At 56.8% G+C, this 22779-nt stretch carries 16 protein-coding genes and 1 tRNA gene; 12 read left to right on the top strand and 5 right to left on the bottom strand.

The window, feature by feature from the left end:
- Positions 1–178: 178 nt before the first annotated feature.
- A complete protein-coding gene (fae, locus tag Poly51_RS22570) occupies positions 179–727 on the top strand; it encodes a formaldehyde-activating enzyme (protein ID WP_146460358.1) in 549 nt (182 codons plus the stop codon).
- Between the two features lie 355 nt (positions 728–1082).
- The gene (locus Poly51_RS22565; RefSeq protein ID WP_146460356.1) at positions 1083–1754 is read left to right on the top strand and encodes a PEP-CTERM sorting domain-containing protein; all 672 of its coding nucleotides are present in this window, start codon (positions 1083–1085) and stop codon (positions 1752–1754) included.
- A gap of 57 nt (positions 1755–1811) precedes the next feature.
- On the opposite strand, the gene Poly51_RS22560 is transcribed toward Poly51_RS22565, so the two are convergent.
- Complete coding sequence (locus Poly51_RS22560) at positions 1812–3152, bottom strand: excinuclease ABC subunit UvrC (protein ID WP_246114691.1); 1341 nt, start codon at positions 3150–3152, stop codon at positions 1812–1814.
- Positions 3153–3169: 17 nt separating this feature from the next.
- Positions 3170–4843 carry a PDZ domain-containing protein gene (locus Poly51_RS31060; RefSeq protein ID WP_146460354.1) on the bottom strand — a complete coding sequence of 558 codons (1674 nt, stop codon included), beginning with the start codon at positions 4841–4843 and terminating at the stop codon, positions 3170–3172.
- 207 nt (positions 4844–5050) lie between these two features.
- Here Poly51_RS31060 and Poly51_RS22550 point away from each other — a divergent pair, with 207 nt between their 5' ends.
- From Poly51_RS22550 to dnaB, 3 genes are all read left to right on the top strand, one after another.
- Entirely contained in the window at positions 5051–6199 is a 1149-nt protein-coding gene (locus Poly51_RS22550) for a GNAT family N-acetyltransferase (RefSeq protein WP_146460352.1), read from the top strand.
- 312 nt (positions 6200–6511) lie between these two features.
- Positions 6512–8362 (top strand): DnaA/Hda family protein, encoded by a 1851-nt coding sequence (locus Poly51_RS22545; protein ID WP_186775729.1) that lies wholly within the window; start codon positions 6512–6514, stop codon positions 8360–8362.
- A gap of 119 nt (positions 8363–8481) precedes the next feature.
- The gene (gene dnaB, locus Poly51_RS22540; RefSeq protein WP_146460348.1) at positions 8482–9921 is read left to right on the top strand and encodes a replicative DNA helicase; all 1440 of its coding nucleotides are present in this window, start codon (positions 8482–8484) and stop codon (positions 9919–9921) included.
- Between the two features lie 56 nt (positions 9922–9977).
- Here dnaB and Poly51_RS22535 read toward each other — a convergent pair whose 3' ends face one another.
- The gene (locus tag Poly51_RS22535; RefSeq protein ID WP_146460346.1) at positions 9978–10925 is read right to left on the bottom strand and encodes a UPF0104 family protein; all 948 of its coding nucleotides are present in this window, start codon (positions 10923–10925) and stop codon (positions 9978–9980) included.
- 200 nt (positions 10926–11125) lie between these two features.
- On the opposite strand from Poly51_RS22535, the gene lpdA reads away from it, so the two are divergent.
- The 4 genes from lpdA (at position 11126) to Poly51_RS22515 (ending at position 19470) form a co-directional block, all read left to right on the top strand.
- Complete coding sequence (lpdA, locus tag Poly51_RS22530; RefSeq protein ID WP_146460344.1) at positions 11126–12526, top strand: dihydrolipoyl dehydrogenase; 1401 nt, start codon at positions 11126–11128, stop codon at positions 12524–12526.
- Between the two features lie 252 nt (positions 12527–12778).
- On the top strand, positions 12779–14458 hold the full coding sequence (locus Poly51_RS22525; protein WP_146460342.1) for a hypothetical protein: 1680 nt from the start codon (positions 12779–12781) through the stop codon (positions 14456–14458).
- 63 nt (positions 14459–14521) lie between these two features.
- Entirely contained in the window at positions 14522–15808 is a 1287-nt protein-coding gene (locus Poly51_RS22520; protein WP_146460340.1) for a metallophosphoesterase, read from the top strand.
- The gene (locus Poly51_RS22515; RefSeq protein WP_146460338.1) at positions 15805–19470 is read left to right on the top strand and encodes an ATP-binding protein; all 3666 of its coding nucleotides are present in this window, start codon (positions 15805–15807) and stop codon (positions 19468–19470) included. The genes Poly51_RS22520 and Poly51_RS22515 overlap by 4 nt, the downstream gene beginning before the upstream one ends.
- A 106-nt stretch (positions 19471–19576) precedes the next feature.
- Here Poly51_RS22515 and Poly51_RS22510 read toward each other — a convergent pair whose 3' ends face one another.
- Positions 19577–19969 carry a hypothetical protein gene (locus tag Poly51_RS22510; RefSeq protein WP_146460336.1) on the bottom strand — a complete coding sequence of 131 codons (393 nt, stop codon included), beginning with the start codon at positions 19967–19969 and terminating at the stop codon, positions 19577–19579.
- Between the two features lie 127 nt (positions 19970–20096).
- Between Poly51_RS22510 and Poly51_RS22505 the strand changes: the two genes are divergently transcribed.
- The 3 genes from Poly51_RS22505 to Poly51_RS22495 all read left to right on the top strand — a co-directional run bounded on the left by Poly51_RS22505 (position 20097) and on the right by Poly51_RS22495 (position 21286).
- Positions 20097–20726, top strand: a complete 630-nt coding sequence (locus Poly51_RS22505) for an SdpI family protein (RefSeq protein ID WP_146460333.1) — start codon at positions 20097–20099, stop codon at positions 20724–20726.
- Positions 20727–20805: 79 nt separating this feature from the next.
- Positions 20806–20879: transfer RNA gene (locus Poly51_RS22500), tRNA-Met, on the top strand.
- A 152-nt stretch (positions 20880–21031) separates the two neighbouring features.
- Positions 21032–21286 carry a GlsB/YeaQ/YmgE family stress response membrane protein gene (locus tag Poly51_RS22495; protein ID WP_146460332.1) on the top strand — a complete coding sequence of 85 codons (255 nt, stop codon included), beginning with the start codon at positions 21032–21034 and terminating at the stop codon, positions 21284–21286.
- Between the two features lie 113 nt (positions 21287–21399).
- On the opposite strand, the gene aroA is transcribed toward Poly51_RS22495, so the two are convergent.
- Positions 21400–22764, bottom strand: coding sequence for a 3-phosphoshikimate 1-carboxyvinyltransferase (aroA, locus tag Poly51_RS22490; protein WP_146460330.1), 1365 nt, complete (start codon positions 22762–22764; stop codon positions 21400–21402).
- Between the last annotated feature and the right edge of the window lie 15 nt (positions 22765–22779).

The following is a 22779-nucleotide window of genomic DNA, read 5'->3' as shown; positions in this document are numbered from 1 at the left end:
CTGGAAGCTCTGCTGGCTCCTTTTCACCAAGCGGCGGGGTGCTAAATTCGGATCTTCGTGAGCGGAAAAGAAGTGTCCGACCCCTTTTGTGCAAAGCACCCGAAGGGCCGGTTCCCGGCAAATGGGGTCGGACACTTTTTTCTCGCCGTCTTGGCCCTTTCGTTTGGAAGAAAATTTGATGAGTGATCGAATCGTGATGCGTACCGGCGAAGCCCTGGTCGAAGGCGATGCCGAATACCTTTGCGCCGAGCCCGAGATCGTGATCGGCGAATTGGATGGTCCGGTTGGCCAAGCGCTGGCGACGTTGGTCGGCGACCAAGTCAAAGGACACACCCGAGTATTCGCGATTCTGAACAGCGACGTGCAAGTGCGTCCCGTGACCTTGATGGTCAGCAAAGTGACCGTCTCGGACAATCGATACACCAACATCTTGATGGGCAGCGTCCAAGCAGGCATCGCAAACGGTGTTTTGGATGCTGTCCGCGCCGGGCACATTCCCAAAGAAAAGGCGAACGACCTTGGCATCATCTATTCGGTATGGCTCGATCCGGGCGTCTTGAAAGTGGACAAAGTCGACCACCAAGAACTGTTCCGAATCCATCGCGAAGCCACCGTCAAAGCGATCCGAAAGGCAATCGCATGCGAGCCGAATATCGATTGGTTGCTTGAGAACCAAGACACCGTCGAGCACTTTTTTCACAAACTGGGCGTCGACGGCGAGCTTTAATCGGAATCTGCGATCTGACCGCCATCGGTGGGGTAGTCGACACGTGAACGTCGTTCGTATTCAGGGCTAACCAGTTTTACAACGGAGGCAACGATCGTCGTGGATCGCTCCAATGCCTGGAACACGTTGGATTGCGGAGCAACCAACGACAATTCAAACTACCCAGTTGCGAAAACTGATTTGCCCTGCGTTCGTATCGAGAAAGACTTGCAAGCGGTAAAACCAGGACTAATCTGTCCGGTTAGGTCGATTGCGAGAAATTTGCTGGCCTTTTCGCCCACTTTGTCGAAAGTTTGAGATTCAGATGCAACGTCGTTGGAAATCGCGGTTCCGTATTTTCTGTGCGAGTTTCGCAATGATCTCGCTCGTTTGGTCTGCAAACGCGTCCGCAGCAATTGTGCCTTATACCGACTTTGCGAGCTTCCAAGCGGCGGCATCCGGCGTAGGTTCAACGATTACTTTTGAAATGCAAACGGTCGGCGATCCGTTGGTGATGGTCGATGATGTTTCGTTTTTTATCGATGACGGCGAATTGATCGTTCGGGACACGAACCCGACGTTCACGATTTCCCCGACAAATTACGTCGGTGACGACATTGGATTCAATTTCTCGGAAGGGATCGACGAATTCCAAACGGTCTCGATTCTGTTTGACAACGGACGTTCGGCAGTCGGACTGTGGGTCCAATACGACGGGAATTCATTCGCCAATGATGGGCTGATGTCGCTGACCGACATTGACGATGTCACGGGATCGTTTGCGGTGGTCGATCCGAATTCGGGTGTGGCGATCGATACTGACCAAGCATTTTTCCTTGGCCTCGTGGAAACGAACGGCACCAATACGATCTTTGAAGTCGACCTCTTGGAAATGGGCGTCGGCGGCATCAACTACACGTTCGACAACGTCGTCTCGTATCAGGTTGCCGCCATTCCAGAGCCGAGCACGTTCGCGGTACTCGCAGTATTCGGTGGTGCGATCGTCGTGCGGCAACGTCGCCGCAACAAAGCTCAATCCGCCGAGTAGGGCTTGCTGCTGTTAAGAATCACGTGCCCGCGTTTCGAGTCTCCGAAACGGCCGAGGCTAGCGATCGAAGGTCGACTTCGATCGCAGGATGTGGTGGTAGTGCTGGGCAAATCGGTGTGATTCGTCTCGCACGTATTGCAGCAAACGAAGCGCGTAAGAGTTACGACTCAGCTTGATCGATTCGGATTCACCCGGTCGAAAGATTTCTTCTTCGCGTTTGGCTAGCGAAATGACTGTCGGCGGTGTGATGTCCTGGTCACGGAACGCCGCCATAGCTGCATTGAGTTGGCCTTTGCCGCCGTCGATCAGCAGGATGTCGGGAAACGATTCGCCTTCGTCCGACAGCCGGCGGAAACGACGCGAAACGACTTCGTACATGCTTCGGAAATCGTCGATGCCGTCGACATCTTGAATCCGAAAACGCCGATACCCGGGTTTGAACGGCAAGCCATCGATGAACTGTACCATGGATGCGACCGTTTCATCGCCGCCCAGATGAGCGATATCCATGCCCTCGATGACTCGCGGCGTTTCGGCCAAGCCGAGCACTTTCCGCAGTCCCGCCAAACCCTTTTTCGGATCGATATAGAAGACTTCCGGTTGAGCGTTGGCTTCCAATTCGCCACGTTCTTCGAGTCGATCGAGCATTTTGATTTCATCGCGAAGGACGGCAGCCCGTTCAAAGTCCAAGGACTTGCTGGCTGTCATCATTTCGTTGTTCATTTCTTGGAGCAAACGTTTCTTTCCGCCTTCCATGAACGTTTGCAGTCGCTTGATGTCGCGGCGGTATTCTTCTTTGCTGATTCGGAAATTACACGGCGCCGTGCATTGGTGGATGCTGTGCAGCAAGCAGGGGCGAAACCATTGCCACTTCTCGTCCGATTCGGTGATGTCCAAGTTGCAGGTTCGGAACTTGAAGATCCGCTGCAGAACTTGGATGGCGCCGCGTAGCGCGCCCGCACTTGGAAACGGCCCGTACAACTTGACGCCGCGTTCTTTCGGTTCTCGCGTGACTTCGACACGAGGAAACTCGTCGCGTGTGGTGATCATCAAGTACGGAAACGACTTATCGTCTTTCAGATCTTTGTTGTTCTTGGGTTGAATGTCCTTGATCAACCGCGACTCCATCAACAACGCGTCGACTTCGCTGTCACACTCGATGAAGTCGATGTCGGCAATTTCGCCGATCCACGACGCGGTCCGCTGGTCTTCGGCGGCGGCCTTTAAGAAATAACTTCCGGCGCGGCTGCGCAGGCTCTTTGCCTTACCGACATAGATCACCCGATCGGCCGTGTCCTTCATCAGATAAACGCCCGAGGTTTGCGGAAACGAACGCACCTTTTCGGCCGCGTACTCGAATCCCTTCGGCGCGTCGCCCGAATCATCTTCGTCGGGCACGAGGTGCGAATCTTCGGTCACTCGGTGCCTTTAAGCCGCTTCAACTTGGCTTCCAAGTCTTCGATCTGTCGTAACAAATCGTCGCGGGATTGCTTCTTTGCCGCATTTTCCACTTCGGACGACGATGGTTCGGCTTTGGAAGCCTTTCCAGGTGGCAATTCCATGAAGCCATCCGATTCATTTCCGCCGGCTTTGGCCTTCGATGTGGACTCGAAGTCGACTTGCTTCACCGAATCTTCGTCGCCAAACGCCATGGCGTCATCCGCTCGGCTGGGCTCTTTGTTCTTGCTGCCAAACAAACCGCCCAAAATGGAACTGAGTCCGCTGGACGCTTCACCCGCGCCATTCGCATCGGCGACTTGAGCCGTTTTCGGCGAATTAAAATGGACGTCGGCGGCAAGCAGCTTGGATCCGCGGACCCATTGGATCGCGACGTCGATGTCCGAGGCACGCGAATCCATTTGTCGCATCAACGATTCGCTGTCCATCAACAAACGACCGTTGATCGACACAACGCGGTCGTCCACTTGCAGCCCCGCACGATCGGCGGGCGACTTGGGCACGACTTCGGTAATGACCGCGCCACGAATCAGGTCCGCATCAACCGCGGTGACGCCAAACTTGGTCCTCATCGGAGCCGCTTGCTTCTTTTTGGTGATCGTCGACGTTGCCGGTTCGGCTTGTTTGGGTGCCGCAGTAGTCGCAGCGGGCGCGGTCGGTTTCGCGGACTCGGGAAGATCGGCCGTCACATTCATGGCGGTCGTTGGAGTCACATCGGGTTGGCGAGTTGGGGAGTTTTTGGGTGCTGCCAAGGTCGGTTCGACGGAAGCCGTCGACGGCGAGACGTTCGGTGTTTGTTGGGTATTAGGTTTTGCGGCCGTTTTGTCCTTGGCGGGCGATTCTGTGGCGACCTTGTTCGGAGTTTCGACCAACGGGATGTAGACCATAAAATTCCTGTTTTGGCGACGGAATTGGATCTTCACACGGTCGCCGCCCTTCTTTCCCTTCAATTGCTCTGCAACGTCGCGTGACGACGTGGTTCGGTTTCCTTCAACGGCCATGATGATGTCCCCAACCTTCATTCCCGAATCGTCGGCAAGGGAGTCGGAGCGGAACTTCGCGATCTCGACACCCGGCGTCCCGTCGGCGGGCTCAAAGACATTGACGCCGATGGATGCGCGAGAGCTCGCAGCCGATGTGGCGGCATCAGCCGGGTCCGAACTCGACAAAATCGAACTGCCATACGTTTCCGTCGCATTTAACTTCGCAGCTGCACCACGCTCGTCGTTTTGGAGTCCGGGTTGAACCATTCCGGGTGGCAGTCCTTTGGAGCCGGGAGCACGCGGGTCGAGGATACTTCGTCCCGACTGCGACGGATTGACGGCCGACGTCCTGGGCGTCGATCCACCGGCGTTGGATGGATTCGCCGCTCCAACGGGGCTGACGCGTCGCATTCCGTCGGCCGTGCCATTGGTCGATGGCACCGCGGAGGGAGCGGGCCGCGTGTTCGGCGGAGAAAGGGTCGGGTTCGGCGCCGGTCGCTGGGGCGGTGCCGTTTGTGGGATGCGTCCCTGAATCCTCGATTGAATCCGGCGCAGCAGCCCCTGGGCATCTGCGGAAGGAGAATCGCAAATCAGAAAGCTTGCTGCCAATGGAACAATCAAACAGGCAAGGCAGAATCGGCGTATCATCGAACCAGAATTCCGTGAAAGGCGATCGAAAAGGGCGACCGACGCAGAATGTCAAACCCAGCGTCGGCGTGACCTGCGCGGCGGATCCGGCCAGACACCATTTTGTTGGGTTCAGCCTCGCTTCGCAGGACGGCCCCTATGATAGGGTGAAGATGCCGATAAGAAAAACCGTTGCCACCCGAAATTCCGTCGTAAAAAAGACGATTGATGCAATCTGACGCGTTCCAATGCCAAATCGAACCCGCCTTGGCCGACCAGTTGCAACAGTGGCTCCCTCCACTGCTGTCAAATTTGTCGCTCGGACGGGCTCAGATTGCGATCGATCAGCTACGATCGACGCTCCAAAGTCCGACTTCGGGCCGGATCGTTGTCGCAACGGCTCGTGAACTTGACGTTTCGGACGGCAAGTCGGAAGCTGATCGACTGGAAGCGGTCGAACCGGACAGCGACCAAAACACACCGGTCGCCGTCGCGATCGCGATCCTGCCTTCGGATACGCTGGCCGAGACCGGAATTTCCGACGCCGCGACGATGGTTCATGCCGGCACACTGAAAGGCGATTCGTTTGCGATTTCAGATCAGATCGTCCGTCGTCTCGGTGATTGCTTGGCCGCCGAATTGGCTCGACTAGGCGTCTCGTTTGTTCAATGGGCGACCGACCCGCGGGCCGGATTTGAAAACGATCGCGATGCCGAATCCACTGCCCGATGGTGTCGCGGTTTTGACTTGGAAACCATCGCCACACTCGACTATTTGAGCGGCCCCGCCGACGGGCAGGCTCGATCCGAACTGGTCAAGGACGCGACGTCCCCATTGGAATTTTCGAAGCTGGATTTTCAGGATGTCAGCGATTCGCCGATCGAAGCGAGTCGTCCGTGGCAGCAACTTGTCGAATTGATTCAATCCACGTACGCCGGCACGATGGATTGTCCGCGGTTGAACGAGTTTCGCACGGTTCAGCAAACGCTGCAGGGTTATCGCAGTGCGGCTGCGTTTGACCAGCGATTCTGGTTCACGGCGATCGATCGACAGACCGGCGAAGACGCCGGATGCGTGATCTTGGCGACTCACGACAAAGTCGTCGAACTGGTCTACATGGGGCTTGCGCCGGCGGCTCGATCGCGAGGTTTCGCTGCGCACTTGATTGCGCACGCAATGGACTGTGCCATCGCGATCGGAGGCGACCGATTGATCTTGGCCGTCGATCGCGACAATACGCCAGCCAAGCGTCTGTACGAACTGGCGGGGATGAAACCGATGATGAGCGAGGAAGTATGGTGTAAATCGATTTCAAAAAATGCGAAACCGGACCAACATCGCTCGCACTCCGAAACTTCACACAAACGATCGTCGTAAACCGCGTTTTGCAAATGCTTTACGAGAATTTGAGGGCCTTCGCGGCGATTTTGAGGCAAGGCGTCCGACACGTTATCCACAATCGCGCACATCTTGTCAGCCAAGAAATCTCGGAAGGCCCGGTCGGCTGCGTGGCCATTAGAATCGGGATTTTTGCGTCAACTGCATCCCCGGTGGGCGTCACAAATTTCTTTCTTTGTCGAATGGTGTCAACAGCGTTTGACTTGGATGCTAGCAACCCTAGAATCTGGCCTCACGTCCGCAGGAGAGTTGCTCATCGGGACGTGCAACAAAATTTCGAACGAAGCACCAATGCTGCTTCTCTTCGATAGATTCATCGATTCAATTCGCGTGGGCGATTTGGTTGCAATCGATGTCGGTTTGGTCCGCGAAACGTCCATGAAGGAGGATTGCGCTACCGGTATGTCTGTTCCGCACGGCTGCACCGACGACATGGATGTTGTCGCATCTTTCAAGGAAGCGCTTGAACAACGCATCGGTGCAGACCGGTTTCGTATGTGGTTTACCAACGGTGTTTCCTTTGGAGTCGCATCGAAGGCCGACCTAGCGCAGGCGGCAACCGACGTAAACGAGTCGTCCGATCGCGACAGCATCGTTCGCGGTTGCGTAATGGTTCGCGTTCGCGGCCAGTTCGCACTCGACCGGATGCGAAAGAATTTCCTCAGCGAGCTGCGCGGCGCAGCGATGCAAGCCTGTGGCTCGTCGACAAACGTGTCGGTCGAATTGGACCAACCCCAAGCCGCTCAAGCCGACTTGCCGCTTGTCGATGAAGTCACCGCGGTCACCAAGACTGCGTCGACGGCAAAAAAATCGACTCCATCGGAACCCAAACGTCGCGCCCCGATGACACGTGCGAAGCGCGGTGGCGATGGCGTGACACGCGGTCGAACGATGTCGATGTCGAACCTGATCGCCGGCGGTGCGGGAACGGTGCGTAAGAATCATCGGTCAAAGACTTCCGCATCCGTGAATCCCGTCGCGGCGAAAGTGAGCCAGCCGAATGACTTCGTCGCAGCGCGGCCGACGATAGCCCCAACGGTTGCCACTAGCCCGACCGCGGAAAAAACAGACGGCCAAGATTCGTCGAGCATGAAAACGCTCGGGCCACGTCGCACAATGAACGTGCAAACGTTTGTTGCCGGGTCGTGTAACCAATTGGCGTACACGGCGATGACGATGGTTTGCCAACAACCGGGTCTGGCATCGCCATTGTTTGTGTGTGGTCCTTCGGGAAGTGGTAAGACGCATTTGTTGAGCGCGATTGCCGATCAGTTTCGCCGCGTGCACCGCATGCGACGGGTGATGCATTTGACGGCCGAACAATTTACCAACGACTTCATCACGTCGGTCGGAAACAGCGGGATCACTTCGTTTCGTCGGCGATACCGCGAAGTCGATGCGTTGTTGATTGACGACGTCCAATTTTTGGGTGCCAAGAAGGCGACGCTTCGCGAAGTCCTTTACACGGTCGAAACGCTGGCCAATGCGGGCCGTCCGTTGATCTTCAGCGGTTCGCACGCGCCGACCGAAATTCAGGGTCTGACACAGGAACTGGCGGGCCGGATGTCCAGCGGGCTGGTGTGTCCGATCGGACCGCTCGACTTGTCGACGCGAAAAACGATCCTGGGTCGATGGGTCGATGAAACCTGTTCGATGCCGTTGGACGATGCGTCGCTTGAACAACTGACGTCGATGCTTGCCGGCGACGGCCGAGTGATCAGCGGTGTCGTCAACACCATCAATCTGCTGCAACGTATGTATCGTCGCAATCCGTCGATGGACGAGATACGCCGCTTCGGCGGCGATGTTCTGCGTTCGGCGAAACCGGTTGCCAGCCTATCGGTGATCGAAACTGCCGTGTGCGAAGCGTTCCATTTGCCGTTGGATGTGCTGAGAAGCGGCGCCCAGACTCGTTCGGTCACGGAGCCTCGGATGCTGGCAATGTACTTATCGCGCCAGATGACGTCCGCAGCCTATACAGAAATCGCAAAGCACTTTGGCGGCAAATCACACAGCACGGCAATGGCAGCGGAGAAGAACGTGAAGGGGTGGCTGGACAAGGGCAAATCGATCGGTCGCGGGCAAGTCGCGATGTCGGCCCAAGAGGCGATCGAGCGGATTGAAAACCTGTTGAGGGCGTAAATCGGGGGCGAAATTCCATCGCCATTATTTCCAACCCTTGCGTCGAACCCTTGCGTCTAACCCTTCTTCGCGACAGATTAAATGTTGTCGCTTGCTGCACTTTCCAAGGACGCGGAACCATGATCAAAGACCCCAGCGAATTTCGGTTCAAGAAAAAGAAGAACGAACCGACGGCGGCGGAAGTCCTCCAACGCGAACCTCCGTTCGACCTCGAAGCAGAGATGGGCGTCCTGGGTAGCGTTCTGTTGCTGCCATCGATTTGCGACGAAATTGCATCGCTGAAGGCCGAAGATTTTTACAGTGACGCGAATCGCAAGATTTATCATGCGATGCGTGAAATGTACGACGGCGGCGAAAAGATTGACATCACGTTGCTGGTTTCGCGATTGCGGACGGCCGGCGACTACGAAGAGGTCGGCGGCGCCGCGTATCTGGCCCGATTGTCCAGCGCGGTTCCCAATGCGGCGCACGCGTCGTTCTATGCGGCGATCGTTTCGGAGAAAGCGGTCTTTCGGCGTTTGATCGAATCGAGCACCGAGATTCTTCGCGATGCCTACGAACAGAACAGCACCGCCAAAGAATTGTGTGCCCAGGCGGAACAGAAAGTGTTCGCGATCATGGACGGTCGGTCGTCGCAGAGCGTTCACAGCATCAGCGACGTGCTGCATCAAGCGATGGATCGGATGGAAGCCCGTTTGCGCGACGAATACGTCGACGGCGGTGCGGAAACCGGGCTAAAGATGTTCGACGAGATGACCGGTGGACTCCACAACGGCGAGCTGATCATTTTGGCTGCCCGTCCGTCGATGGGAAAGACAGCACTCGCGATGAACATCGGTGAACACTGTTCGATCGTCCAACGTGCGCCGGTGCTGTTCGTATCCCTTGAAATGTCGGGCATCGAATTGGCCGACCGGATGCTGTGTTCGCTTGCACGCGTCAACGGTCACCGACTGCGTAACGGATCGATTTCGTCGGACGATCGCGATCGGTTGATTTCCAAGGCCAACGAGATCAGCGAGGCGCCGCTTTACGTCGACGATTCGCCCAGCCGGACGGTCAGTGAGATCGCCGCAACGGCCCGCCGCATCAAGCGGAAAGAAAACGGACTCGGTTTGATCGTGATCGATTACTTGCAATTGATCGATCCTGACAATTCGCGTGACCCACGCCAGGAACAGGTTGCCAAGATCGCGCGGCGTTTGAAAGGGATGGCGCGGGAACTGGAAGTGCCGCTGTTGTGCTTGTCGCAATTGAACCGGCAAGCCGAAGATGGCAAGGATCACCGTCCGAAGCTAAGTCACCTGCGAGAATCGGGTGCGATCGAGCAGGATGCCGACGTGGTCATGTTCGTTCACCGCGAGGAATATTATCACCGTGGCGAAGACAAGGCTCAGTTTGCCGGGCAAGCGGAAATCATTATCGCGAAACAGCGGAACGGTCCTGTCGGCGACGTCGAACTGACGTGGGAAGCCGAGTACACGAAATTCAGCGACCGCGCGCCCGAACGTCACAGCGAATTCGACGGGCTCGCCGAGTTCGACAACTCGGGCATGTAAAAGTAGCCATCCGTCCAAGGCGGACGCCTACCAGCCTGTTGACAGCTCTTTTTGGGCTACGGCCGTCTCGCCTGTCGGGCTTCGACCGCGCCGCCATAGATCTCGTGGATGACTAGCGCAGTCATTCCGAAAACCAATGGGATCAGGTAATAGATCGTTCGGAAGATAATGACGGACGCCAAGACCGCGTCGCCCACCGATTCTTTCAACAGCGCCAACAAGATCACCTCCAACACGCCCAATCCGCCGGGCACTTGGCTGATCAATGAAACCGCGATCGCGGCCAAATAGGCCGCCAGCACCAAGGTGAACGGAACCAGCGCTTCGCCGGGCAGCACCAAGTACAGCGCGGTTGCCGATATCAACAGATCGACCGCCGCCACCGATGCCTGCACGGCCATCAAACCAGGTTCAGGCGGTCGCAGGTGAAGTTTGCCGATCGGCCAAGGCTTCTGCCAAAACGTGCAAACCAACAAGTAGCCGACGGCAAGCGACAGCAAAATCACGCCAAGGGTACGCGTGCCGAAAGGTAAAACGTAGGGCGGCGGCAACTCGATCGGCACACAAACCAATACTGTGCCGCCCAAGAACCACAACCCGCTCCAAAACGTCAGCCCCAAGATCGAGATCAACACCACAATCTGGCTGGGCGACAATCCCCATCGCGTATAAAAGCGAAACCGAATCGGGGCACCAGCCAAGAAAGTCCCGAAATTGTTACCCAGTGTGAAACCCAGAAACGAGACCAAAGCAACTCGCCGCAACGGCAACGACCGGCACAAATACCGCAGCGCCAAAAGGTCGTACGAAATCAGCAATCCGTAATTGAGCGCGACCAAAAACGCCGCAAACACCAAGTACAACGTCGGAACGCTAGTCAATCCGATCTTAAAATCGTCCCAGGTGATCGAATTGGCTTCGTGAACCAGCAAGCGAACGGCCAATCCGAACAACACGATAGCTAGCAGCGGGCCGGCGACATTGCGAAGGTGGACTTTGGCCAAAGGGACCGCCGTGACAAAGTGAAGAAACGAGCCTCGGCAAGCACACCCAGACCGCTCTATTTTCGAGCTTGCGTGTTCCTTGGCAAGGCGGCACCATCCGAACCGGAAAAACCGGGCCCCACCCGGTCCTTTCGCCAACTAGGTGAACAAGGCAAACTACACGCATTCTCTTTTTTAGTGACACCATCGAAGGTAGCGTTATGAAATCGGTCCGACATGAGCTCGTGGTCCTCGGCGGCGGTCCCGCCGGATACGTCGCGGCGATTCGTGCGGCCCAGTTGGGGATCGACGTCGCCTGCATTGACGAAAATGATCGCTTCGGCGGCACGTGTCTTCGGGTCGGCTGTATCCCAAGCAAAGCGTTGTTGGAATCCAGCCACTTGTACGAAGAGACTCAGCACAAGTTGGCCGACCACGGCATCACGGTCAGCGATGTGAAGCTGGACCTTGCAAAGATGATGAAGCGAAAAGCCGACATCGTCGACACATTGACGGGCGGCATCGACATGCTGTTCAAGAAAAAGGGCGTCACGTCATACCGAGGGCGCGGTAAATTTCGCGATGTCGGAACCGTTGAGGTGTCGCCGTCGGACGGAAGCGAATCGATCCAATTGCAGGCCGACCAAGTGCTGATTTGCTCGGGCAGTCGCCCGGCAAGTCTTCGACCCGTCGAAGAAGACGGCGATCGAATCGGCAACAGCACGACGGGCCTGTCGTTCCCCGAAGTACCCAAACGTTTGGTCGTCATCGGCGGCGGCTACATCGGCTTGGAACTGGGCAGTGTTTGGAAACGACTGGGCAGCGAAGTGATTGTGCTCGAAGCGCTCGACCGAATCCTGCCGGGCTTGGACAACGAACTGGCCAGCCTGGCGCACCGCGTGTTCAAAAAGCAGGGCATCGATTTCCGAACCAGTACGTTTGTCGAATCAGCCAAGGTTGTTGGCGACAAGTGTGTGGTCGCAATCAAGGGCGGCGATCCGATCGAGTGCGATCGTGTCTTGCTGGCGACGGGACGCACGCCGGCAACGGACAACTTAGGCCTCGAGTCGATCGGGCTGGAAACCGACGCGCGCGGGTTTATCGCCGTCAACGGCAACTTCGAGACTTCCGTTGAAAGCGTGTATGCGATCGGCGACTGTATCGGTGGCGCGATGCTGGCGCACAAGGCGATGGAAGAGGGAATCGTTTGTGTGGAAAGGATGGCGGGCATCAAGAGTCACATGAATTACGATGTGATCCCGGCGATCGTTTACACCAATCCAGAAATCGCCATGGTCGGTAGAACCGAAGAGCAGTTGAAGGAAGCTGGTATCGAGTACAAAAAGGGAGTATGCCCGTTCGGTGCCAATGGACGTGCCAGAACGTTGGGTGACTTTGATGGCCGTGTCAAAATTTTGGCGGACGCGAAAACGGATCGCGTTCTAGGTGTCCACATCATCGGCAATCGTGCAGGCGATTTGATCGCGGAAGCTGCCTCGGCAATGGAGTTCGGTGCGTCAAGCGAAGACATCGCGCGAACATGCCACGCGCACCCGACGCTTGCCGAAGCTGTTCACGAAGCGGCACTGGATGTGGACAAGCGGGCGATTCATACGGTGTAACTGCGGGACACCCTTCGTGGCCCCTGCGACTCCGTTCGCAGGGTGCACCCTCTATTTGCTGAACTGCTTTGCAGTTGATATCGCGCGAACGGGGTCTCGGGTCCACCATTGTTACCCGCAAGATTCTTTCGCACAAACGGTTGGCCGTTTGCGTATAATGGGCTCAACAGTCATCTGATCTATCAAACCGAACACTGCCTTGCCCGGTCGGCAATTCCGCCAACGGGGTCTTTTCTGGTGAAGGAGTCGGTCATGGATAACGGTTTGCAACTACGTTCGCTAGGGCGTTTTCTTTACACGCAGAACCCGTTCTATTTGATCAGTTGTTTTCTGATCATCTACGGCCTGCAGATCGCGGCGGTCGCCAATCGCGACCTGGTTTCTCGATCGATCATGCTGTCGGGCGGGACCATCGCCTACGCATTGCTGATGGCGATAACGTGCGTCGGCGTCGTTCGACTTTGTAAGGTTTGGGACGACGCGAGATCCATCTTTCTGGTCGTTGCGATCACATTGGTCGCCTTCTCGATCGGGCTTGACGAGTTGTGCGTCGTCGATTGGAACAGCGCCGCCGCAATCATGCTGGCCGGTGCGTTGGTGACCGTCGCCGTCACGGAAACGTTGTTGAAGGCTTGTCGGTTGAGTCTGCCGTCGTCCTACCGCTTGTCGTTCTATGCGTTGATGCTCGTCTTCTTCGTTTCGCCACTGGTACTCGGAAAGGCCGTTGCCGAACGATCGGCAACGTTAACCAATTGGGGCGCGATGTTGTTTTCGATCGCAATCGCGGCCGCGTTGTTGGTCATGGTGCCGGCGATGCGGCGCGGCGCCGATCTCGTCCGCCAGAACGGTTCGCCATGGTCTTGGCCGCTGTACCCTTTGTCACTGTTTTTGATCTTGATCGTTTTAGCCGCCATACGAACGCACGCGATTTGGATGTCATTCGGGTTCATCGGTGCTCCGGTCCAATTCGAACCGTTGCTAGTGTTGCCAATCGCATTCGCGGTCCTGATGTTGATGATTGAAGTCGACGCTACCAAGGCTTCACCGACATGCGCGACCCTTGCGATGTTTTTGGCCCCGTTGATGTTGCTGGGAAGTTGGTCGCCAGGGCGAACCAGCCACCTGCCGTTCCTGGGCGACCTACGCGAAACCTTCGGTTCGACGAGCACCTTTTGCATGTTGGCCGTGGGCGCGTTCTACGCCTACGCTTGGTTGCGAAGTGTGCCGATGGCGAACCGCGCCGTTGTGGTTTCTTTGATGGGACTGAGCGTTTTCGGCACAGTTCCCGCTGCGGCTTACCAGGTCGGTGTGCGTCCTTGGATGTTTGCGTTGTCGGCGACGTTGATCGTGTTGGTCGTGTGTCTTCGCGCATGGCGATCGGACCAAGTCTGGACAGCATTCATTGCCATCGCGACCGTAACGATCGCAATGGCGTTTCGATCTTACGGCCAACGCGAACTCGGGTTGGTGATTGCCGGCGGGTTTGCGTTGGTGGCGATGATGGCGATCGGTGCACTCTTTGCGACCGAGCTGGCCGAGGTGCTTCGTTTGTTCGCAGGTATGGGGAACGTCATCGCGGCCGGCGGAGTAGCCGTATGGCATTTTTCGCCGGACGGTGCCAGCGGACGAGGCTGGTTGGCGATGGCGGTATTGGCGGCCGCAATCATCGCGACGCTGGTGTATTCGATCGTCGTTCGGCGAACGGCGTGGTGGTATGTCGCGGGAATTCAGGCTTTGTGTCTGGCGGGTTTGGTTGGCGTTTCTACGTACCGCAGCGGATCGCTACGCGGCGCGAATCTGCCGATCCACTCGGGGTTGGCATGTTTTGTGATCGGAGTCACGATCACTTCGATGAAGACCGGCGTTCATCACCGATTCAGCCGTCCAATCGATGGCCAAGTGGCTCCACGGCTGTTCTTGTCGGGGTTCTGAAAATAGACTTGGGGGACGTCGCCACGCGTCGCGCCACGAAACCAAGAACCATAGGACGGAGCCATCTTTAAGTTCATTCACACTGCGGACATTCACCTCGACAGTCCGCTGCGAGGACTGGCCAGCGACGGGCCGGTTGACCGGATCCGCGGCGCGGTACGAGAAGCATTGGTCAGCTTGGCCGATCTTGCCGAACGCGAACGAGTTGACTTCGTTTTGATCGCCGGCGACATCTATGACGGAACATGGGACACCGCCGACACGGGTTTGTACTTTTTAAAGTGGCTCGACCGATTGCAAAAATCGGGCATCGAAGTTTACGCGATCAGCGGTAACCACGATGCACAAAGCAAAATGACCAATGTATTCCGTTTGCCCAACAATCCCAGCGGCAAACCTGTGATGTTGTCATCCAGCGAAGCGGAAACGATTCTGTTGGACGATCTTGACGTAGCAATCCACGGTCGCGGATTCGCCCAGCAAGCCGAAGCCGAAAACTTGGTGCGACAATACCCGCCCGCGCAACCGGGGATGTTCAATATCGGGATGTTGCACACATCCTTGGATGGCACGTCTGGCGGAGTCCACCATCGCTATGCACCATGCAAGCCCACCGACCTGATCAGCCGCGGATATGACTACTGGGCGCTCGGTCACATTCATACTCGGAAACACCATCACAAGCCTGGTGAAACGCCGATCGTGTTTCCCGGCAACATCCAAGGCCGCCATATTCGCGAATCCGGACCGAAGGGATGCGAAGTCGTGACCGTGGACGATGCGCAAAACATTTCGATGCAGTTCGTGCCGTTGGACGTCTTTCGATGGGACATTTGTGACATCAACGTGGACGGCGTCGACGACGCCGACGATCTATTGTCGCGATTCGCGGCATCCATGCGGGAAACCGTCACCCGCGGTGACGGTTTGCCGATGGCGATTCGTGTGATCGTCTCGGGCACGTCCACGGCGCACGACACGTGGTTGTCCGAGCCCGACAAATGGTCGCGACAAATGCGGGCCGACGCCATCACCCTTGGTGGCGCGGATGTCTGGATCGAGAAAGTCAAATTCGAAACACGGCCATTGAAGCAACTGACGGCCGAGGATGTTGCCAGCGGACCAATCGCGGAAGTATTGCGGTTGTTTGACGAGTTGGCCGTCGATGATGAGCTCGCCCGCGAACTGGATCGCGAACTCGATGACCTGCGTGGCAAGTTGCCCGGCGAGTTGTTGAACGGCACCGACGCCATTGCAACGAAAGACGATCTACAGAAGCTGCGTTCCATCGTGTCAGAGATCCAACCGATGTTGTTGCATCGGCTGACCAGCGAAGAGGTGGCGTCTTGAGAATTCGCCGTCTGGATTTGATTCGCATTGGACCGTTCACCAATCGCGCGCTCACCTTCGAACAGGGCGAGTACGGTTTTCATTTGATCTACGGCCCCAACGAAGGTGGCAAGAGTTCGTCGCTTCGTGCGCTGAAGCAATGGCTGTTTGGGATCCGCGGCGAAAGATCGTGCCGTGACGATTTCGTCCACACGCACAACGAACTTCGAATCGGCGGCGTGATCGAAGCCGACAACGGTGAACGACTGCACTGCATAAGGCGAAAAGGCGGTGCGAAGTCGTTGCGAGACGCCAATGACAAGGCGATTATTGAACCGGATCGATTGAGTGATTTCCTTCATCGCATTACCCAGGACCAGTTCGAAACGCAATTCGGAATCGATTTGCAACAATTGGTCAGCGGTGGGCACGCAATCGTTGCCGGAGGTGGTGACGTCGGTGGTTCGCTGTTCGCAGCGGGTGCGGGCGCCGCAAGCGTCGGTGCGGTCGGCAAGTGGGTCGATGGCGAATGCGAACGACTGTTAAAATCCAGCGGCACGCGTCCCGCCATCAACGCTGCACTGATCGCGTATAACGAAGCGCAAAAGGTCGTCAGCGAGAAAAGCACGCCCAGCAAGCAATGGCAGTCCCTGAACGATTCGCTTGAATCCACCATCGCCAAGCGGCGTGAACTCGACGAATCGATTGTGCGATTGGAGTCGCAGCGAGAAAGGCTCAATCGGATCTCCCACGCTTTGCCGACAATCAGCAGCCTGAAGGATTCTCGCAATGCGCTGACGGAAGTCGCCGATGCGCCGCGATTGCGAAAGGACTTTGCCAATGTCCGTATCGCCTCGACTTCGGCGCTCGCTGCGGCCGAATCGACTTTGGCACTTGCACAACAAGAATTGGTGTCGGTTGACGCTCGGATCAAAACACTGGACGTGCCACAGTCGTTGTTGGATCACGCGTCGGCAATCGGCAACCTCTACAAGAACCATGAACGGTATCTCGATTGGGTCCGCACTTGTCCCGAATTAAAATCCGAGCGCAAGTCCTTAGAGGCTCGGACCGAGCGGGCGCTTCGAGAATTGGGACGCGACCCGAAATCGGACGATGCCGATGACGTGCGAATTGGCACAGCGAATCGCGTGCAAATCCACGAATTGGCAGAGCAACGATTGGCGCTGATGCAGTCGGTGTTGGATGCCGAACAGGAATTGAGCGAGAAGCAGCGAACGCTCGAAACGATTCAGTCCGAATTGTCCGAGTTGCCCCCTGCAGTTGACGTTCGATCGCTGCGGCTGGCGATCGACGCGGCATTGAAAATGGGAGATTGCGAATCGCAGTTGCTCACGAAAGAATCGAAACTCAGCGAACTTGCGGATCGAGGCATTCGAGAGATCAATCGTTTGCCGCTATGGCAAGGATCGATCGAGGAACTGGAAAGTCTGCCCGTTCCCTCCATCGATTCGGTCGCCCGTTTCGAATCGGAAATCCGAGTCGCCGATCAAAGTATCACCCAGTTGCGAGCGGAATCGGAAGACTTAGAAGACAAGATTGCCGACGCCCAATCGCAACTGTCGAAACTTCAGCTCAACCAGGACGTCCCAACCGAAGGCGAGTTGGACCAGGTGCGATCCGAACGTGATGCATCTTGGGCGGTCCTTTCGGCTGCGTTTGACGCTGCGGGCGATAAAGGATCAAGGCCCGAGGAACGAGTGATCGCACAGTACGAAGCGTTGGTGCGGAAGTCGGACGAGCTGAGCGACCGTTTACGCCGCGAGGGTGAACGTGTCGCCGAAAAAACGCGTTGGATAGCGGACAGCAGTCGGTGGAAACAATCGCTCGAACAGCGAAGAACGCGTCTGGCATCCGCAGAGGCGGATCGTCAAAACACGGTGTCCGACTGGCGAGAATTGTGGTTATTGGCGAACATCGATCCGATATCGCCGGTCGAGATGCGACAGTGGCTCGATCAATATCGAAAACTATGCGAACTTGCAGTTCAAATTCGGGAACAGTCGCTGACATGCGATCACGATCGCGAATCGATTCAACAACATCGAACCGAGTTGGCCAACCAACTTTCCCAGCGAGGAATCGCGGTCGACTCGGCCGCTTCGCTCGCTTCGTTACTGGACATGGCCTGCGACCGGTGCAAAGCGTTTGAAGCGGTCGAAAGCCGCCGCGGCCAGTGGACCGAGCGTGTCGGACAAGTGAAGCACGAACACTCGCTGGCCAAAAAGAGGCTCGACGAGGCTGAGGCACGCAAGACGCTCTGGCAATCACAGTGGCGAGACGCAGTGCAAGTGCTGGACGGCAATGCGGATTTGACGGCGACGCAGGCGATGGCCATGTTGCAGGCGATCGATCAAGTTGTCGTTGACATTGATCAAGCCGCCGAGTTAACGCGTCGATGGACCAACCAGCATGATCAGATCGAAGCGTACGATGAATCGGTTGCCAGTTTGATCGAGCGACTCGGTCTTGAGTTGGGTGATATTTCAGTACATCAAACGGTCACGGACTTGCACGATCGATTGGTCCGGGCACGCGAACAAAAGGCGACACGCGACAGTTTGATGGTTCAGCGGGATGGAATCGAAAAGCAATTTTCATTGGCCCGGCAATCGATCTCTGCAGAAACGGCGATCTTGGAGGACCTGTGCGCCGAAGCACGGTGCAATTCGGTAGACGACTTGTTGGACGTCGAACGAGGTGCGCTGCGACGAATCGCGATCGAACAAGACATCGCCACCTTTGAAAAACAGATTCGCCAGTGGACTCAAGGAACGGACTTGGATTCGTTCATTACCGAAGCCGAAGCAGAGGATCCCGACAGCCTGTCACCGCGGATGGCGCAGCTTGTCGATGAAATCGACGACGCGAAGAGTCGGCGTGAAGCGTATTCCGAATCGATCGGTGGTCAACAAACGGACCTGGATCGCATCGACGGAAGCGCCGAAGCAACCAAGGCGAACGAAGACGCCGAGGTCGCGCTGACTCAGGTTCGCGATCATGCCGAGGAGTACTGTCGCATGAAGTTGGCGTCGGTGATTTTGAAGCGAGCGGTAAAACGGTATCGCGAGCAAAATCAGGGGCCGGTGTTGCAACGGGCCAGCGAACTTTTTGCGGAGTTGACCCTCGGCGCGTTCCGCGGTTTGCGATCCGATTATTCCGACGCCGGCGAACCGGTGCTGGTCGGCGTTCGTGGTGCCGCGGTCGATTCCAATGATGTTGCTTCCGAATCGCTGGTCACCGTTGACGGGATGAGTGAAGGCACGTGCGACCAGTTGTTTTTGTCGCTTCGGATTGCATCGCTGGAACTGTATCTCGAGCGCAACCCGCCCGTTCCATTTGTGGTCGACGATATTCTGGTCAAGTTTGATGACGCCAGGTCGGCCGCGGCCCTGCGTGTCTTGGCCGCGCTGTCGAAAAAGACTCAGGTGATCATGTTCACCCACCACCAACATTTGATCGACGTTGCTCGTCAATCCGTCGCGGCGGACGCACTGTTCGTCCAGTCGCTTGACGACTCATACGAGTCGGTTGCCACGGCCAGTCCGGATCAGGCGAAATCGACCGTTTCCAAGTCGAAACCTGTTCCGGCCAAGCCCGCAAAGAAGAAACGGGCGGAAAAATCGGGAAAAAACCCGCCTCCAGTCGGCGAATTGTTCTAGGTCGCAGTTGTTTTCTTGATACGCGCTGGCCTGACAGTCATGATGTCCAGGGGCGGCGAGAGGGATGAGGGGGATCAGTTTTCGGCATCGTGAGACGCGGACAGGTTTAACAATACATGGTAGATGGCGTCATCAGCACAGCATGCGATTGCGGGAAAGCGATCCGAGTGAAGGCGTCGTCCGCGGGCAAGAAAGTCCGCTGCCCCGATTGCGGCGCCGTGATTCGCATTCCCATGCCCGCGAACGATTCGACGGATTCGTCCGAACCGAAACCGAAAAACGCTCCGATTCGCAAGTCGGCCGAGGGCGAATTCAAGGATCCTTTTTCCTTTTTGAAGTCCGGTGGTGGTTCACCGTTTGGGCCAACCGCGCCTTCATTTGAAACGATTGACCGAGAGTCAAGACGGTCATCATCGACACCAAGATCGCCCGCAGACGCCGACGCGAACAAAGTGACCGCCGCTCCGGTGTTGCCAAAAATTTCTTTGTCTCCTGGCAAGGCGGTTGTGAATCTCGATACGGAACCAGAATCGCGTCCTACTTCGCACCGTCCTAGTTCGCAGGGTCCTAGTTCGCAGCGTCCCAGTTCGCAGCGTCCCAGTTCGAGGCAGCCTGCCGAACCAAGCATGGACACTGGGCGCAAACAACGCAAGGATTCCAGGTCGACAAGGTCGCGAGAACCGAGACGCTTCGACGCCGACGAACTGGGACCGATACAGTTTCAGCCCGCGAAGAAATCCAAGTCTGTCTCCGAATCCGACGACCTGGTTCTCGATTCGCCAGCGGTAAAGAAACGGGTCGAGACACCCGTCGAGTTGGCAGACGAAGCGCCCATCGATGTCTCGCCATCTGCAAACGAAGACGCGCCCGTCAGCGATTCGCCGGCTTTCGAACTCGACGCGGCGAAGCATTCGAGCAAGGTGACGTCGCAAATGGCAGCCGAACGTCACCGTCCGTCGCGAAGCGGTGAAGTCACTGCAGAATCGCGGACCTATCCGATGTTGGATTTGATCCGCAAGCTTTATCGTATCTGTGCGTACTTGTGGATGGCTGGGTCCGTGATCATCGCGCTCGCGGTTTTGGGATTGGCCATCCCCAATGGAGGCCAAGCTTTGCTCGTTGCCGGGATGACGGCTATATCGGTAATCCTCAGCGGCGCGGTGGTCGGTACGACGCTGATGGCGGCATCCGAAGTCATCAAATTGCTACTCGATGTCCAAGAAAACACGCACCGAGCGGCAAACATGCATTCTTGATGCACATGGGACCCATGTTTTTGTGGGCTTGGGGAGGGCTTGGCGGGGTTTTCATTTTTTGGCATACTCTCGCCCTCACGGCGACGTAGCTCAGTTGGTTAGAGCACGGTCTTCATAAGGCTGGGGTCGGTGGTTCAAGTCCACTCGTCGCTATTTTCGAAAAACCCGGGTTTCTGACATCACGTCCGAAACGCGGGTTTTTTCGTGGGTTGCCAATTTCGGCGGATGTGGCACGAATAGTGCATCTTCACCCGTTGTCTATCGGAACGACTGTCACTTGCCGCGCCCCCCTACGAGATTGCACGATGTTCTGGATCATAGGTTGGATCATTTTCGGATTGATCATCGGAATGCTCGCGCGAAAGATATTGCCTGGCGAGCAGCCGATGAGTTTGATCCAGACTCTGTTTCTGGGAATCGCCGGATCGTTCATCGGCGGACTGATCGGGTTCTTCCTGGTCGGCGGATCACCCATTCAATCCAGCGGCTGGATCGGGTCAACCATCGGTGCGGTGATCTTGTTGGCGCTTCAATACCGCAGCTTCAAGCGGATCAACTGATCTGGGAAGCGAACACTGTTTAAAGTTAAGCGACCGAATGTCGGTCGCCCTTCGCCCAGACAGCCGGAACTCTAACAAGTCCGGCTACGTCGCCGACGTCACAGGCATCAGAGCTATGACGACGCGGTATGCCAACGGTGTGCATGGCCGATCAAGCGTTCCAAATCGGCGAAGTATTCGGGGTACGTTTTTGACGTGCACGCTGGATTGAGAATCTTGACACCCGGAAGTCTCAGCCCGACCAGCGAAAAACTCATCGCCATTCGGTGGTCGTGATAAGTTTCCAAAGTTGCGGGATGCAAATGGGCAGCCGGGTGAATCGTCAGCCCGTCGTCGTGTTCGTCGACCCTTGCACCCAGTTTCCGGATCTCGCAAGCCAAGTCGCCGATGCGATCGGTTTCTTTGAATCGATTGTGTGCCACGCCGCGGACGCGCGTCGGGCCTTCGGCGAACAATGCGACCATCGACAAAGTTTGCACCGTATCGCTGATCACGTTCATATCGACGTCGACACCGCTAAGTGGTCGCCCGACAACGGTGATCGAATCGTCGGTGTGCCGAACTTCGCATCCCATTTTTTCGAGCACGTCGACAAAACCGACATCGCCTTGCATCGCACTGCGATTCAGGCCTTCGACCGTGACTTCCCCACCCGTGATCGCTGCGGCCGCCCAAAAATAGCTCGCCGCCGAAGCATCGGGTTCGATCGAATGATCGCCGCCGATGTAACCGGCGCTGCCAATGTCCACGGCAACCTGAGTTCCACTGGCGTCATCGATCACGCCGACAACACTGCCAAATGAACGCATGACCTCCGCCGTCATGTCGACGTAGGGACGCGAGACCAATTCACCGACAACGTTGATGCGAGTTGTAAGGTTCGAGTTCGCGGTGCTGCGAATCGGCGCGGCCATCATCAAGCCGCTCAAATATTGGCTGCTGACTGCGCCGGCGACGGACATCGAATCCGATTGCCACCCTCGCGATGACATCACGACGGGCGGGCAACCGCTGGGTGACGTTGCGGAAATATCTCCGTCAATGACCATCGCGATCGCATCGACCAAGTCACCGATCGGGCGTTGGTGCATGCGTTGGACGCCGTGCAGCCGATAGTTCCCGCCGAACGCCGACAGTGCAGCCGTCAGAAATCGGATCGTCGTACCGCTGTTGGCGATGAACATCTCGATTGGAATTTCGTCGGTGCGCGCGATCCGGCCGGATGTCGAGACATTCAAATGGCGACCGCCATCGGATGCTTCGACGACCACACCGATCGACCGAATCGCCTCGATCATGACTTCCGTGTCTTCGCTTCGCAGTGCGCCCGTGATGACGGAATCACCATCGGCAAACGCGGCACAGATCAGGGCTCGATTTGTCAGACTCTTGCTGCCCGGCGGGCGAATGCGACCGCAAACGCGATCGACGGGCACAATCTCGACGGAGGGGTGGGAAGCGGGGTCAGAGTCGTGCATCGATGTTCAGGTCTT

It is taken from the genome of Rubripirellula tenax, assembly GCF_007860125.1.
Classification (GTDB): Bacteria; Planctomycetota; Planctomycetia; order Pirellulales; family Pirellulaceae; genus Rubripirellula; species Rubripirellula tenax.
This window is presented reverse-complemented; position numbering and strand designations above follow the sequence as displayed.